Source organism: Desulfococcus sp., from assembly GCF_041737845.1.
In the GTDB taxonomy this organism is placed as follows: Bacteria; Desulfobacterota; Desulfobacteria; order Desulfobacterales; family Desulfococcaceae; genus Desulfococcus.
The window spans coordinates 27298-43388 of record NZ_JBGSQX010000160.1 but is presented as its reverse complement, the minus strand read 5'-3'; the positions used below and the strand labels follow the sequence as shown (position 1 = coordinate 43388).

At 59.4% G+C, this 16091-nt stretch carries 13 protein-coding genes; all 13 read left to right on the top strand.

Annotated elements, in window-relative coordinates; all coding sequences use genetic code 11:
• Window positions 1-491 precede the first annotated feature (491 nt).
• The 13 genes from ACEW8N_RS20115 to murC all read left to right on the top strand — a co-directional run bounded on the left by ACEW8N_RS20115 (window position 492) and on the right by murC (window position 15966).
• Complete coding sequence (locus ACEW8N_RS20115; RefSeq protein WP_373501655.1) at window positions 492-965, top strand: PilZ domain-containing protein; 474 nt, start codon at window positions 492-494, stop codon at window positions 963-965.
• Window positions 966-1070: 105 nt separating this feature from the next.
• A complete protein-coding gene (locus ACEW8N_RS20110) occupies window positions 1071-2093 on the top strand; it encodes a PilZ domain-containing protein (protein ID WP_373501654.1) in 1023 nt (340 codons plus the stop codon).
• A 658-nt stretch (window positions 2094-2751) separates the two neighbouring features.
• A complete protein-coding gene (locus tag ACEW8N_RS20105; protein WP_373501653.1) occupies window positions 2752-3024 on the top strand; it encodes an HU family DNA-binding protein in 273 nt (90 codons plus the stop codon).
• A gap of 177 nt (window positions 3025-3201) precedes the next feature.
• A complete protein-coding gene (locus ACEW8N_RS20100; RefSeq protein ID WP_373501652.1) occupies window positions 3202-3621 on the top strand; it encodes an HIT family protein in 420 nt (139 codons plus the stop codon).
• Between the two features lie 190 nt (window positions 3622-3811).
• Window positions 3812-4792: a 16S rRNA (cytosine(1402)-N(4))-methyltransferase RsmH gene (gene rsmH, locus ACEW8N_RS20095; protein WP_373501713.1), complete on the top strand. Its 981-nt coding sequence runs from the start codon at window positions 3812-3814 to the stop codon at window positions 4790-4792.
• A gap of 349 nt (window positions 4793-5141) precedes the next feature.
• Window positions 5142-6875: a peptidoglycan D,D-transpeptidase FtsI family protein gene (locus tag ACEW8N_RS20090; protein WP_373501651.1), complete on the top strand. Its 1734-nt coding sequence runs from the start codon at window positions 5142-5144 to the stop codon at window positions 6873-6875.
• Window positions 6876-8411: a UDP-N-acetylmuramoyl-L-alanyl-D-glutamate--2,6-diaminopimelate ligase gene (locus tag ACEW8N_RS20085; protein ID WP_373501650.1), complete on the top strand. Its 1536-nt coding sequence runs from the start codon at window positions 6876-6878 to the stop codon at window positions 8409-8411. It begins immediately after the preceding gene.
• Window positions 8408-9820: a UDP-N-acetylmuramoyl-tripeptide--D-alanyl-D-alanine ligase gene (gene murF / locus ACEW8N_RS20080; RefSeq protein WP_373501649.1), complete on the top strand. Its 1413-nt coding sequence runs from the start codon at window positions 8408-8410 to the stop codon at window positions 9818-9820. The genes ACEW8N_RS20085 and murF overlap by 4 nt, the downstream gene beginning before the upstream one ends.
• 22 nt (window positions 9821-9842) lie before the next feature.
• Complete coding sequence (gene mraY / locus ACEW8N_RS20075) at window positions 9843-10922, top strand: phospho-N-acetylmuramoyl-pentapeptide-transferase (protein WP_373501648.1); 1080 nt, start codon at window positions 9843-9845, stop codon at window positions 10920-10922.
• A 6-nt stretch (window positions 10923-10928) separates the two neighbouring features.
• Window positions 10929-12296, top strand: a complete 1368-nt coding sequence (gene murD / locus ACEW8N_RS20070) for a UDP-N-acetylmuramoyl-L-alanine--D-glutamate ligase (protein WP_373501647.1) — start codon at window positions 10929-10931, stop codon at window positions 12294-12296.
• 11 nt (window positions 12297-12307) lie between these two features.
• Window positions 12308-13441: a putative lipid II flippase FtsW gene (ftsW, locus tag ACEW8N_RS20065; RefSeq protein WP_373501646.1), complete on the top strand. Its 1134-nt coding sequence runs from the start codon at window positions 12308-12310 to the stop codon at window positions 13439-13441.
• The gene (gene murG, locus ACEW8N_RS20060; protein WP_373501645.1) at window positions 13434-14564 is read left to right on the top strand and encodes an undecaprenyldiphospho-muramoylpentapeptide beta-N-acetylglucosaminyltransferase; all 1131 of its coding nucleotides are present in this window, start codon (window positions 13434-13436) and stop codon (window positions 14562-14564) included. The genes ftsW and murG overlap by 8 nt, the downstream gene beginning before the upstream one ends.
• Window positions 14565-14580: 16 nt before the next feature.
• The gene (murC, locus tag ACEW8N_RS20055; protein WP_373501644.1) at window positions 14581-15966 is read left to right on the top strand and encodes a UDP-N-acetylmuramate--L-alanine ligase; all 1386 of its coding nucleotides are present in this window, start codon (window positions 14581-14583) and stop codon (window positions 15964-15966) included.
• Window positions 15967-16091: the final 125 nt, after the last annotated feature.

Sequence of the window (16091 nt, the reverse complement as noted above, 5' to 3'; positions counted from 1 at the left end):
TACCTATTCGTGCTCTGGTGCCGCCATAATTGTGTTGTTTTCCCGGAAATAAAAACAACTCTGTGGAGGGCAGGGGGGTAAGAAGTGTTGACGCTTTTCTGTCTACGCTATCCCCTGTTTTGAAGAATCGGAATTGGAAAGGTATCACCTCATGCGGGAAACGTCCAATCTGCCGGCGACTCTTGGGTGGTCATCCCTGGGAAGGCTCCGCACTGCGGCATTCGGGGATATGAATGGTGTCGATGATTAACGTGCCGGCAGTTCCGGGAAACCAAGCATTGCATCCGCACCGTTCAAGCCGAATGAAATCTGCTTGTTGCTTTTCAGCCGATAGCGCCGCCTTTTTTCCCGCGCTGGCGGCTCAGCAATAATTCGCTTGCGGCATTGAACTATTTTTTTGTAAAAAAAGACCGTTTGCTGTAATGACGATAAGAAGAGGAAAAAGCGGAAGGCGTCTATAATTGCGATATGAGTGGGCCTTAGGTGGACTTATGGAGAACAGGGCATTCCTGGAAGATGATCGGACCGCGGTATTCAAATGCCCCCAGTGTAATTTGGTCAAATCGATGGATGTCGGCCAATATTCAAAATTGGATCGTTTCATTCGATTTACGGCGCGATGCGTCTGCGGACACAGCTTCAAGGTCGTTCTTGAGAGAAGAAAATTTTACCGGAAGAAGGTGAAATTGGCGGGGAAATGCTCCCTGAAAAGCGGGTCGCGCGATTTTTCCATCGTGGTGAAAGACCTCTCCCGGCAAGGGCTTGGGTTTGAAGTTTTCGGCCGCACGCCGTTCAAGGTGGGAGATCTGCTGATGGTTGAATTCAAACTGGATAACGACAGCCAGACGGTGATCCGAAAGGAGGTCAAGGTTCAGTTGATTACCGGAGAAACCGTCGGCGCGGCGTTTTATTCAATGGATCCCCAAAACGTCTATGACAAGGAATTGGGATTTTACCTGCTGTAAGGTGCGCGAGGCGTGTTCTTTTTTGAGTTCTGAATGTGATCCCCAAACCTATGTGTCTGATCTAAATGACCCTGATCCGACTACCGCATCAGGAGGCCTGGCCAGATGAAAAATGTACTGATAGTGGACAGCGATCCGTTCATGCTCGATACCCTTGTGGGGCTATTGAAAAGTCAGAGCGGGTTCTTGAATGTGCTTTCGGCGGAAAACGGCAGGGCGGCCCTGGATATTCTCGCCAGTCGACCCGTTCATGTGGTGATCACCGGGCTTCGCCTCCCCAAAATTGACGGTTTTGAACTGGTTGTTATTTTGGCGAAGCAGCATCCGGACGTCCGTGTGATCGTCATGACGAGCAATGCCTCGCCCATGCTTCGCGCCAAGATCAAGCAGATTCCGACGGCGGTGCATTTTGATCGTGCACTCGACATCAGCCTCCTGACCCAGAGGATTTTTACCGAACTGGGCATCTCCTATGGCGGGCAGGTCCGGGGCGTGAATCTCTCCTCGTTTCTCCAGATGATCGAACTCGAGGGCCGCACATGCATGCTGCAGGTCCGCGGCAAGGGCCGGATCGCGTTTTTATGGATCCACAAAGGCGAACTCATCGCAGCCGAGGTCGAGGATCTGCGCGGCGAGCCGGCGGCCCTCACGATCTTGAGCTGGGAACACGTCGTCATCGACATCGATTATGCCCAGGATGAAAAGGAGGTCGAGATCACGACGCCCCTTATGGGGCTGATGATGGAAAGCAGCCGGCTGATTGACGAACAAAAGTGCCTCCAGTCCAACCTCCGCAAGCATGACCGCTATAATCTCCTTGTGGCGGTTGATTATGACATCAGCGATTTGACCTACCAGTGCTTTTTGCGCGATATCAGTCTGGGGGGCGCCTACATCGAGACCGATCAAACAATTCAACTGGGCGACAGAATCAGCCTCTCGTTGTCGACGCCTGAAATCGACCGCCCCGCGGTCATCGATTGCCAGGTGGTACGGCGCGATGAGAGAGGGATCGGCGTCTGCTTTGAGAGCCTGACCCTTCAGCAGAAAAAGGTGATCGAGACCCTGGAGAGGAGATGTCATAAGGCCGCAGATGATTCGGAGCTTTCGATTCTAGAACCGCTTTGACGGTATCGGGCAATCGTCCCGGCATGTTGAGCGGTCCAGCCGCAGACATGCCTTCGATGCTGCGCACCCTGCCCTGAGGCGGGTACGCGGAGCAGCTTCTCCAGAAGGGGGCGAGCGGATTCATTCAGAAGCCATTCACCATCGGTGAGCTTTCCTATGCGGTGCGCAAGGTGTTGAGGCATCGCCAGCCCAGCCGACCGCCGCACCCGTCTGCAGTGGAAAAAAGGTGCAAATCCCTCCCGCTCAACAAAGCAAAACGCCCGACCCCGATGGGTTCCCCTCCTATCCCGGGGTCGAATTTCTTTGAAGCCGGCGGCATCTACCGGTCATGCCGGCACGCCAGAATTGAATGCGATGCGAAGGATGATTTTTGAGAATTCATGGGTATTGCTGCGTCCCATCGATCGAAAAAATTCGTGAGGCCCTCGAAAAACCCCGCAAAACAAGATTTTTACATTGACAAGAAAAAGACAATTCTGCATTGATCGTCCTGAGTGTCACTCGCCTGCCGCGAAAATCAGGTCCGATCGAATGGCGTTGCCATGGAATCGTTCGAACGAGAAGGATGCGAAATGCTGCAATGAGGAGGTGCGGTCTTTCGCTCCGGCGGACAGGGGATGACCATTTTCATTCAATTTTCGCGCAAAAGGAGAAACAGATGACAAGAACAGACCTGATCAACAAGATTGCAGAGGATGCGGGGATTACGAAAACAGCGGCCGCCAAGGCGATCAGCGCCCTGACAGACGGCATCACCGATGCCCTCAAGGAAAAGGACGGAAAGGTCGTGCTGATTGGCTTCGGGACCTTTTCCAAGGTTCATCGAGAAGCCCGCACCGGACGAAACCCCCAGACAGGAAAGGCGATCAAGATCGCCGCCCGGAATGTCGTTAAATTTTCCCCCGGAAAAAAACTGAAGGAATCCATCTAAGCTGAGCGGAACAGGCCAGGCAGCCATAACGGCCGAACGCCATCCGCCCTCAAGGCCGTTATGGCGAGCCTTCAAGAACACCGCCGGAATCGCTTCGACCGGGCGGCCCCGACCCGCCCCGACCCGCCCCGACCCGATGGATGGACGGATGGGCTTTTTCACCACGAGGAGGAACAGATGAAAGACTGCATCTTCTGCAAGATCATCAGAGGAGAGATTCCCAGCACGAGAATCTACGAGGATGAGCGCGTTTTCGCATTCATGGACATCCATCCGATCTCGAAAGGTCATGCGCTCGTCATCCCCAAGGTCCACGCGGAAAACATCTGGGAAATGGCATCGGAGGATCTTGCTGCGGTTCACGCCGCCTCCAAAGCCATTGCCCATGCCCTCAGGAGCGCCCTGGACACGGAGGGGATCGCAGTCCTGCAGCTCAACGGCGCCGCCGTCGGCCAGGTGGTGATGCACTATCACCTTCACCTGGTGCCTCGCGTGAAGGGGGCGCCGGCGCTTCCCATGAGCCATTGGGAGTTAACGCCTGGAAATATGGATGAAATCAAAACCATCGCCCGGAAGATCTCCGCAGAGATCAAATAGAACGGGGCGGTGAGCGGATAACAGCCATATAATCCTTTGTTTTTCCTTGACACTTATTCAAAAATGAATGTAATTTCCCCCATCAGGTGTCGTGCGGGCGAATATGTGAAGCCCCGTGCTTCCGGCAGGAGGGTGACCCATGTGGCCGGCCGGCGGGCCTGCGGCATGAGGCGGCGAAAAGGAAACGGGTATTCTTACATCTGATATCTCTCTGAAATACAGGCATGTATCGGTCATGCCCGAGGAGGTTCTTCATTATCTGGATTGCCGGCCCGGAAAGACGATCGTCGACGCCACGGTCGGGGGCGCCGGGCATTCTCGTGCGATCCTGGAGCGCATCCTGCCGGACGGCATGCTGATCGGCATCGACCAGGACCGGGATGCACTCCGGCATGCAGAAAGGGTCCTGGCGCCGTGGCCTGCGAATGTCCGCCTTCTCCACGGCAACTTTTCCCGGATTTCCGAGTTGATCGAGAGCATCGGAATCCGGTCCGTCGACGGCATTTTGGCGGATTTGGGCATTTCCCTCTACCACATCGAGGCCAGCGGCAGGGGGTTCAGCTTTTCAAGGGATGAACCGCTGGACATGCGCATGAATACCGATACGGAGATGACCGCGGAGTTGATGGTCAACACGCTGGCCGAGGGGGAGCTCAAGCGGATTTTCCGGGAGTACGGGGAAGAGAGATGGGCGGGGCGCATCGCCAGGGCCATCGTGGCGGAGAGGAAGGGCTGCCCCGTTCGATCCAGCCTGTCCCTGGCAGAGATCGTCCGCAGGGCGGTCCCGGCGCCGAAAAAAAAGCCGGGGGCGAAATCCGGGGAGGGGCGCCGCATTCATCCGGCGACGCGGGTCTTCATGGCGCTCAGGATTGCCGTCAACCGCGAACTCGACAGTATCGAGGCATTCATGGATCAGGCCCCCGGATTGCTTGCCCCCGGGGGACGGCTGTGTGTCCTCTCCTTTCATTCCCTGGAAGACCGGATCGTCAAGCACCGGATGAGGCGCCTTGAAACTGCATGCGGCTGCCCCCCGGGAATTCCCGTCTGCTGCTGCGGGGGAAGAAAGACCATGAAGGTCCTGACGCGAAAAGCATGCCGGCCGACTGCCGGAGAGGTCGATCGGAATCCCATGTCGCGAAGCACCACCCTCCGAGCGGCGGAAAAATTATAGCATGGCGCTTTCCGAAAGCCGATTGGGGACGATGGGGTCATGATAGAAAATGGCGCGCTCGGTGGAACAGCCAAAGGGCATACCTTCAGGAATGTAATATTCTGGGTGTTGATTCTGACTGTTTTTATCTGCCAGATGCTGGTCCACACGTGGAGTCGCATGCAATGTGTCCGCATCGGATATGAAATTTCCAGGGAGATGGAAAACCACCAGAAACTCTTAGAGATTCAGAACAGGTTGAAGATCGAGATCGCGCGGCTTCGATCGCCTGGACGAATTTCAAAAATTGCCAGGAGCAAACTTGAGTTGGTCACACCCTCACCGGATCAGAAAAAGACATACCCCATATATGAAGCCAACTGAAAAAAACTATGTGAAGCTTCGCATCACCATTGTCGGAAGCCTTTTTATCGTGCTTTTCCTGGCCATTATCGCCAAGGCGTTTTATATACAGGTCTATCAGGGGCCCGAGCTTTCTGAAAAGGCGGAGAGGGAGATCCGAAAAACCATGACCGTCCGCGAAAAGCGGGGGGGCATCTACGACACGAACCATCATGAACTGGCGGTGAGTATCGATGCGGTTTCCATTGGTGCCTACCCCAAACAGATGAAAGACAGGAATGAGGCGGCGTCGAAGCTCTCAAAAACCCTGGGCCTCAACCCGAAAGCCTTCAAGGCCAAGCTGGCCGCCGGAAACGGCTTCAAATGGGTTAAGCGGAAGGTCACGCCCCGGGAGGTCAAGGCCGTCAGGGAGCATTCGATTGCGGGGATCGATTTCATTCCGGAGCACAGCAGGTATTACCCTCAGAGCACACTTGCCGCCCAGATCACCGGTTTTACGGGTCTTGATGGTCGCGGGCTGGAGGGTGTCGAGTTTTACTATGATGCTCAGCTTGAGGGCGAAGACAAGAAAATTGTGGTGATGAAAGACGCCCTGGGCAAAAAATTTGACGGCGCGCACGGAGAATCCCTTGATTCCAGCGCCAGAAACCTCATCCTGACCGTGGATAAAACCATCCAGTACATCACCGAAAAAGCTTTGGAAGAGGCCGTCAAGGAGCACGAGGCGAAACTGGGAATGGCGGTGGTGATGAACCCATCGACCGGAGCGGTCTACGCCATCGCGAACTACCCGTTTTTCAACCCGAATGCCTATGGTCGGTTTGACCGGTCCGCCTATCGAAACCGGGCGATAACAGACACCTTCGAACCGGGGTCGACCATGAAGATCTTCAGCGTGGCGGCCGCTATCGAGCATGGCGGCTGTACACCCTCCACCATATTCTATTGTGAAAATGGAAAGTACAGGGTCGGAAAATTCACCATTCACGATACCCATGAATACGGATGGCTTTCTGTTCAAAAGATACTTAAATTCTCCAGCAATATCGGCGCCATGAAAATTAGCGAAATGATCGGCGCCGAACCCCTTCACCAGACCTTCAAGGGGTTCGGCTTCGGCGAACCCACCGGCATCGATTGTCCGGGCGAGGCCCCGGGCGCTTTGACGCCCTATCAGAAATGGTCGCAGGTGCACACCGGCGTCGTCGCATTCGGCCATGGGATGTCCGCCACTGCCATACAACTGGCCGCTGCGGTGTCCGCCATCGCCAACAAGGGCGTCTTGATGAAGCCCTACGTCGTAAAGGCCATCACCGACCAGAAGGGGAACATCGTTGAGGAAGTCAAACCCAAGGTCGTGAGGCGCGCCGTCTCTGAAAAAACATCTGAAATCATGAAGGAGATGATGCGCTCCGTGGTCGAAACCGGCGGCACCGGAACCGCGGCCCACATTGAAGGGTATGCGGTCTGCGGAAAAACCGGAACGGCCCGGAAGGTCAACAAGGAGGGCCGCTATGAAAGAGGCTCCTACATTTCGTCCTTTGTGGGGTTCGCGCCGGCGGAATCCCCGATCATGACCGTTCTCGTCGTACTCGACGACCCCAAGAACCAATATTACGGTGGAACGGTCGCTGCGCCGGCATTCAAGAAGATTGTTCGGGAGAGCCTCGATTACATGAACATCCCGCCCCGAAACGATGTGGAGCGACTTACGGCCGCCTTGGGGGAAGTGCACCCATAGATGAAACTCACCCATTTGATCGAAGCCGTCTCGATCCTGAATTACCGCCGCCCCCTGGATGCCTTCGGCGGCCCCATGGCGGACCCGGAGATCGAATCCATCCATTACCGGTCACAGGATGTCCGTCCGGGAGGGCTGTTCATCGCCGTTCCCGGTTTCAAGGCGGACGGCCACGACTTCATCGATGACGCCCTGGCCCGGGGCGCTTCGGCCGTCATGGTCCAGAAGCCCGTAAACCGGAATGCCGCCGTTGTGGAGGTGGCGGATACGCGTGCGGCCATGGGGCTTGTCGCCGGCCGATTTTTTGGCGACCCGTCACGTCGGATGACGGTGATCGGCATTACCGGAACCAACGGCAAGACCACCACCAGCCTGATCATCGAGAATATTCTGAAACACGCCGGTTTTTCGACCGGCGTCATCGGAACCATCGACTATCATTACGGCGGGAAGCACTTCCGCAATCCCGTCACCACGCCCGAATCCCTGGATCTTCAGCAGATTCTTGGGGGGATGCGCGATGCCGGCGTTACCCATGTGGTGATGGAGGCGTCCTCCCATGCCATCGACCTGGGCCGCATCGACGGATGCTGGATGGATGTGGCTGTGTTTACGAATTTGAGCCAGGACCACCTGGACTACCACGGAGATATGGCCCGCTATTGGGAGTGCAAAAAGCGCCTCTTCACCCGCCATCTCGCCGCAGGACCCAAGGGCGGCCGCGCGGTCGCCGTGATCAACCGGAACAATTCCCAGGGACGGGAACTGGCCGATATCATGGGTGTCCGCGCGGTCACGGCCGGGTTTTCCGCCGACAACGCCGTATGGGCAAGCGGGATTGAATGCCGCCTCGACGGGATATCCGGAGAAATGTCAACACCCGACGGCAGGTTCTCCTTTCAGTCCCCGCTGGTCGGCAGACACAACGCCGAAAACATCCTCTGCGCCGCCGCAGCCGCCATGGCCGTGGGCGTTTCCCCTGCCGCGATCCAGTCCGGGATTGCCGGGCTCCGCACCGTTCCGGGCCGGCTGGAATCGATCCCCAATGATCGGGGCCGCTTTGTCTTCGTCGATTACGCCCATACCCCCGACGCACTCGAGAATGTTCTCGCGGCCGTCAAGGCCCTGACGAAACAAAAGATTATCTGCGTGTTCGGGTGCGGCGGAGACCGGGATCGAAAGAAGCGGCCGATCATGGGCGAGATCGCCGGCCGCCTGGCCGATCTGGCCGTGGTGACGTCGGACAACCCCAGAACCGAAGACCCCATGGAGATCATCCGGGAGATGCTTCCGGGGGTGAAGCAGGTCGCCACGCGGGAATATGACCCCGAAGCGATCTCCATGGGGCTGAACGGCAGGGGGTTCCTGGTGGAGCCCGACCGCCGGCGGGCCATTCGGCTGGCCGTGAAGGCATCCCAACCGGGTGATGTGATCCTGGTTGCCGGCAAGGGGCATGAAACCTACCAGATTATCGGGAGGGAAACCCTGAAATTCGACGACCGGATTGAGGTGAGGGAGGCTCTGAAACGCCTATGAGCCCGATCGGCTGGACGGAATCTCAACTATTGGCGGCGACAGGAGCAAGGCGCATCTGTGGAACAGGCGCCTGTTCTTTTTCCGGGATATCCATCGATTCCAGGACCGTCGCTCCTGGCGACCTGTTCGTGGCCATCCGGGGGGAGCGGCACGACGGCCATCAGTTTGTCGCGGAGGTCCGGCAGAAAGGGGTCTCGGGCTTTGTCATCGCTGAGAAAATGATCCCCCGGACGCCGGTTCGACAATGGGCCGAGACCGGTGTTTTCTGCGCGGCCGTTCCGGACACCACGGCGGCCCTCGCCGCCCTCGCGTCCTTCAACCGGGCCAGGGCCGGCATCCGGGTCATCGCCGTCACCGGGTCCAACGGAAAGACCACCACGCGGGCCATGACGGCTGCCGTCATGGCAAGATGCCGCCGGGTGCTGGCGACCATGGGAAACCTCAACAATGAGATCGGACTGCCGCTGACCCTTTTCCGCCTGGAACCCTCCCACGAATGGGCGGTGCTGGAGATGGGGATGAATCATGCCGGAGAGATCCGCAGGCTCGCCCGGATCTGCCGGCCGGATGTCGGCATCATCACCAATATCGGGCCCGCCCACCTGAAAGACTTAGGCTCCATGGAAGGGGTCGCCGCGGCCAAGGGGGAACTGCTGGACGAGATGGGTACCGGCGCCACGGCCATCCTGAACGCCGACGACCCCCGCTGCCTTCGCCTGGCTGAAAACCGGCCGTTTCGCGTGGTCCGGTTCGGCCTGGACCAGCCGGCAGATATCAGCGCCCATTCCCTTGAAACGACGGCCGCAGGCGTCTCGTTTGTCCTCCGGCTTCCGGGGGCCGAGGCCCCGGTCCGCCTCAGGGTCCCCGGCCGGTTCATGGTCATGAATGCCCTGGCCGCGGCCGCCGCCGGGTGGGTCGGCGGCATTCCGCCGGAAGAGATCGCCCGGGGTATCGAGGGGTTTCAGCCCGTCGCCGGGAGGATGGGCGTGATCGAAACCCGGAAGAGGATCACCTTCGTCAACGATACCTACAATGCCAATCCCCATTCCATGAGGGCGGCCTTCGACGCCTTCGCGGCGATGAGGGGAGGGCGACGCGGCATTCTTGTCCTGGGGGATATGTTCGAATTGGGAGAATCAGCGGAATCGCTGCATCGATCCGTCGGTGAGTGGGCCGCCGAATCCGGTGTCAGCCGATTGTGTGCGACCGGAGAATTTGCCTCGGCCTATCTGGATGGGGCCTTGAAAAAGGGCATACGGACCTCGGATATGGTTTCGGGAGCGAAAGCCCTGCTGGTGGAAGACCTGAAACGGTTTCTCGCGGAGGGCGATTGGGTGCTCGTGAAAGGCTCCCGGGGAATGGCCATGGAAACGGTTTTGAACGACCTCAGAAACTGGGCGGACGCTTGAACATGAATAGGCTGAATCGATAATGCTCTACCATTTACTCTACCCCCTGCACACAACCCTGGCGGCCTTCAACGTCTTCCGATACATCACCTTTCGCACCATCTATGCGAGTCTGACGGCCTTTCTCATCTGCTTTTTCCTGGGGCCGTGGATGATCCGAAAACTGAGGGAGATGCAGGTCGGGCAATACATCCGGGACGACGGGCCCCAGACCCACCTGAAAAAGGCGGGAACCCCGACCATGGGCGGAACCCTGATCCTTGTGGCGGTGGTCTCCTCCATCCTGCTCTGGATGGATCTGCTCAACTTTTATGTCTGGGTCATTCTGCTGGCCGTCGTCGGAAACGGCGGCATCGGCTTCATGGACGACTATCTGATGCAGGTGAAAAAACGAAGCAAGGGCCTGAGTGCCCGCCAGAAATTGGCGCTCCAGTTCGCCGTGGCGCTTCTGGTGGGCTTCATGCTGTACCTGCATCCCGCTTTCGACACCCGCCTGACCCTGCCTTTTTTCAAGAAGGTCTCCCCGGATCTCGGGTGGGGCTATATTTTGTTTGCCGCCCTGGTCATCACCGGGACCGCCAACGCCGTCAACCTGACCGACGGCCTTGACGGGCTGGCCATCGGCCCGGTCATCGTCGCTTCGGTGACCTATATGATCTTCGCCTACGTGACCGGCCATGTCCGGATTGCCGAATACCTCCAGATCAACTATGTGCCGGGCAGCGGTGAAATCTCCATTTTCTGCGGCATCCTCGCCGGGGCCGGGCTGGGATTTTTGTGGTTCAACGCCTATCCCGCCCAGGTCTTCATGGGGGATGTCGGGTCCCTGTCCCTGGGCGCGGCGATCGGCACCGTGGCAGTCATCACCAAGCAGGAGATCATGCTGGTTCTGGTGGGGGGGCTCTTTGTCATCGAGGCCCTCTCGGTCATCTTTCAGGTGGGATTCTTCAAGATCACCAAAGGGCGCAGGATCTTCCGGATGGCCCCGCTTCACCATCATTTCGAGTTGAAGGGGTGGCCCGAGCCCAAGGTCATCGTTCGCTTCTGGATCATATCGGTCGCACTGGCGCTGGTTTCGCTGAGCACGTTGAAATTGAGGTAGGCGGGCATGATGAGATTCAACGACAAACGCGTCATCGTAATGGGCATGGGACGGTCCGGCGTCGCGTGCGCCCGGTTTTTGAACGACCGGGGGGGGCGGGTCACCGTCACGGACAGCGGCGACGAATCGACCCTGGCATCGGCGGCGGCGGATCTGCGAGGCCGGGGGATCGCGGTGGAGTTCGGGCGGCATTCCGCCGGGCTGTTTGCGGACGCCGATTTGATTGTCCTCAGCCCGGGCGTTCCCCACACCCTGGAGCCCATTGTCGAGGCCCGGAAAAGGGGGATCCCGGTCATGGGCGAGATCGAGCTGGCCTCCCGGTTCATCGAAGACCCCATCGTGGCGGTGACCGGCACCAACGGAAAAACCACGACGACCACCCTTCTCGGGCGGATGCTTGAAGCCTCGGGCCTCAGCGCCTTCGTGGGCGGCAATATCGGGACGCCCTTGATCGAATACGCGGCCATGGGCCTCCGACGGGACCGGGTGGTGGTGGAGGTGAGCAGCTTTCAACTGGATACCATCGCCACCTTCCGGCCGAATGTGGGCGTGCTCCTCAATATCACGCCCGATCACATGGACCGGTACGACGATTTCGCGGCCTACGCCGGGAGCAAGGGAAGGCTCTTCGAGAACCAGTCGACAGAGGATGTCGCGGTCCTCAACGGCGGCGATCCCGCAATTGTGCAAATGGCCCCCCGGATCACCGCAAAAAAATGGTTTTTCAACCCCCGCTCGGAAGGAGACGACGGCATCTTCATCGCGGGGAGCGAGATGGCGGCGCGGATCGGCGGGAGAGAATCCATGGTCATGGACCTGTCGTCGTCCCGACTGACCGGACGGCACAATATGGAGAATATCGCCGCCGCGGCGCTTGCGGCGCTTGCCGCCGGCGGAAACGCACAAGGCATCGAGGCCGCCCTGAAAGACTTCCGAGGGCTGCCCCATCGCCTGGAGTATGTGGCGACGGTTGCAGGCGTCCGGTATTTCGACGACTCCAAGGGCACGAACACGGATGCCGTGGTGCGGGCCCTGGACGCCTTTGACGGCCCGGTGGTGCTCATCATGGGCGGCCGCGACAAAGGCGGGGGGTATGGGGATCTCCGGGCCGCGGTGAAGAAGCGCGTCAAGCGCCTCGTTTTGATCGGCGAGGCAAAGGAGGTCATCGCCCGGGAGCTTGGAGACTGCAGCGGGGGCCGCGTGTCGAAGGCCCCGTCCATGGAGGCGGCGGTCCGGACCGCCCATGAATCGGCCGGGCCCGGCGACGTGGTGCTCCTCTCCCCGGCCTGCGCGAGTTTTGACATGTTCAGGAGCTACGCCCACCGGGGCGAGGTGTTTTGCCGGGCTGTGGCGAAGCTCTCGGAGGAAGGATGATGCGGTCGTACTTGCCGGTATATAAAGCCCAGCCCGAACGGGAATGGAAGGATGGCCGCTTTTACGACATCTGGCTGGCACTTCCGGTATTCTTTCTGGTGGGCATCGGTATCGTGATGGTCTACAGCGCCAGCTCCGCCCTTGCCCTCAAGAAGTTCGGCAACGAATATTATTTCCTGAAGCGCCAGTTGGTGTATTCCATGGGGGGATGCCTGCTGCTCATTTTCTTCCGCAATCTGCCGCAGAAGCTGCTCAGGGCAGGGGTCTACCCCCTGCTGTTCGCCACGCTCCTTCTGCTTGCGGCGGTTCAGATCCCCGGGCTGGGGATCACCGCCGGCGGGGCCACCCGCTGGCTCTACCTGGGGGCTTTTTCCTTTCAGCCGTCGGAGCTGGCCCGTTTGGCGCTGGTGGCCTACCTTGCCTATTCCATCGAAAAAAAAGGGGATCTGGTGAAAACCTTCACCATCGGGTTTATGCCCCACATCATGATTCTGGGCATCTTCGTCGGATTCATCCTGCTGCAGCCCGATTTCGGTTCGGCGGCCATTCTCTGCGTCATCGCATGGGCGGTGATGTTCATGGGGGGCGTGCGGTTGAGGTACCTCACCCTGTCCGTTCTGGCCGTTGCACCCGGGGCCTATTTTTTTCTGATCAACTCCGCCTACCGGTTGAAGCGGATCATGAGTTTCGCGGACCCTTGGCAGTATGCGTCCGACGAGGGGTATCAAGCCATCCATTCCCTCATGGCATTCGGCACCGGCGGCATCTGGGGCACCGGCGTCGGCGGCGGCTATCAGAAGCTGTTCTATCTTCCGGAGCCCCATACCGACTTTATCTTTTCCGTGATCGGGGAAGAGCTGGGATTGATCGGGGTTCTCGGGGTGATCGTCTGCTACGGCGTCATCCTCTGGCGGGGCATCGGGATCGCCCGCAGCGCCGGGGGTGTCTTCCCGTCGCTTGTGGCCGCGGGGCTGACCTTCTCGCTGGGCCTGCAGGTCTGTATCAACATGGGGGTGGCCCTGGCGCTGCTGCCGACCAAGGGGCTCACACTCCCATTGCTCAGCTACGGCGGATCGTCCCTCATGGTGAACATGGCGTGCATCGGGCTGCTGATGAATATCGGCGCGGCGGAGAGACATGGATAGGCCCCTCAGCATCATCATCGCCGGGGGCGGCACCGGCGGCCACCTGTTCCCCGGGATTGCCGTGGCCCGGGAGTTCATGGCCCGGAACCCCGAAAGCCGCGTCCTGTTTGTCAGCACCGGAAGGCCCCTGGAGCTGGATATCCTGGCCCGGGCCGGCTTTCCCCATCGGCGGATCCGCGCAGAGGGGATCAAGGGCAGGGGGATTTTCTCGAAGCTGCGGGCCGTGTTCAAAATCCCCGGAAGCATCCGGGGCGCCCTGGGGGTGATCCGCGGGTTTTCTCCAGACCTGGTGGTCGGCGTCGGCGGCTATTCCTCCGGGCCGGTGGTGGCGGCGGCGCGCCTGTGCGGAATCAAATGCGTCCTCCAGGAGCAGAACATCCTTCCGGGCATCACCAATCGCATTCTGGCGCGCTGGGTGGATCGGATTTACGTGTCGTTTGAAGACACCCGCTTCCCGGGGACGCGCGCAGCGGTCATCCTGACGGGAAATCCCGTCCGAAAAGAGATCCTGGAAGCCGCCGCCGACACCGGCGGATCCCGGGACGGCGAAAAGAAGCGTTCTTTCAGCCTCCTGGTTCTGGGCGGCAGTCAGGGGGCTCACGGCATCAACCAGGCCATGGCGGATGCCGCGGAGCATCTGGGGGGCATCGGTCCGTTTCATGTCGTTCACCAGACGGGCCCCCAGGACGAGGAGTGGGTCCGGGCCGCATATGCGGAACGGGGCATTTCCGCAGAGGTCAGCGATTTCTATGACGATATGCCCGGGCAATATCGAAATGCAGACCTCATCGTCTGCCGGGCGGGGGCTACCACCGTCGCGGAGATCAGCGCGGTGGGAAAGCCCGCGATCTTCATTCCGTTTCCCCACGCCGCCGATAATCATCAGGAGTTGAACGCTCGAACCCTCGTTGCCGCAGGTGCGGCTGAAATCATACTGGAAAAAGACCTTGACGGCGCCCTCCTCGCGGACCGGATCCGATGGCTGGCAGGGCACCCTGAGGCGTTGAAGGAGATGGAAGACCGGGCCGGACGGATGGGACGGCCGAATGCGGCGGCGGACATCGTCGACGACTGCTATGAACTGCTAACCCGATCGGGTAAAAGAGGTCCCTCGGGACGATAACCAGGCGAAAAAAGATATGTATCGAAAAAAATACCATATTCATTTTGTGGGCATCGGCGGCATCGGCATGAGCGGCATTGCCGAACTTCTGCTGAACCTTGGATACAAGGTATCGGGATCCGATACGCGGATGTCCGACATTACCGACCGCCTCAAGACCCTCGGCGGCACCATCCATGAGGGCCATGCCGAGGACCAGATCCAGGGGGCCGACGTGGTGGTCATCTCCTCGGCGGTCAACGAGCAGAACCCGGAGGTCCGGGCTGCCGTTCAGGCCGCCATTCCCGTGATTCCCCGCGCCGAGATGCTTGCGGAGCTGATGCGCCTTAAATACAGCGTCGCCGTTGCCGGCGCCCACGGAAAGACCACGACGACATCGATCATCTCCTCCGTTCTGGCGGGGGGCGGACTCGACCCGACCGTGGTCATCGGGGGGAAATTGAAGAGCATCGGCACCAATGCCCGAATGGGGCGGGGAGATTTCATCGTCGCCGAGGCCGACGAGAGCGACGGCTCTTTTCTCAAGATGACCCCGACCATCGCCGTGGTGACCAATATCGACCGCGAGCATCTTGATTTCTATGACAGTATCGACGACATCAAGAGCAGCTTCGTGAATTTCATCGATCGCATCCCGTTTTACGGACTTGCGGTATTGTGTCTGGATAACGAGTCGGTCCAGGACATCATCCCGAGGATCAAGAAGCGATACACCACCTACGGCATGAGCAGCCAGGCGGATTTTCATGCCCGGAATGTCGTCTGCGCGGGGATGAAAAGCCGGTTTTCCGTCTATCATGCAGGCCGTCCGCTGGGGGAGATCGTCCTCAACCTCCCCGGACGCCACAACGTGCTCAACGCCACGGCCAGCATCGCCGTGGGAATCGAGCTCAACATCCCCTTCGATGTCATCAAGGCGGCCCTGGAAAGCATCGAGGGGGTCCAGCGCCGTATGGAAATCAAGGGCGACGCCCGCGGCATCACCGTGGTGGACGATTACGGTCACCACCCCACGGAGATCCGGGCAACCCTCCAGGCGGCACGGGACGCATGGCCCGAACGGCGTCTGGTCGTGGTGTTTCAGCCCCACCGGTATACCCGCACCCAGGCGCTCTTCAGTGATTTTACCCGGGCATTCTACCAGTCCGACCTCCTGATGGTCCTTCCGATTTACAGCGCGGGGGAATCGCCGATTGAGGGCATCGACGCAAAGGCGCTCTATGAGGGGATCCGGATGCACGGTCACAAGGATGTTTTTTGGGGCGATGAGCCTGGCCGGGCCGTCTCGAAACTTGAGGAAATACTTGCACCCGGAGACGTGCTGCTGACCTTGGGGGCGGGAGATGTCTGGCGGATCGGCGAAACGGTCCTGAAAAATATGCGGAAGGCCTCGGCGGGCTGAAACCGCATCGCGCACCCCGGGCCGGTTTCAGCCGCCCGGACGCCCAAGATCCCTTCTCGAACGGCCCATGGCACCGCCATGTCGACCCGGACCGGCGGGAAGCCACCCCGATGACGGTGAACGAA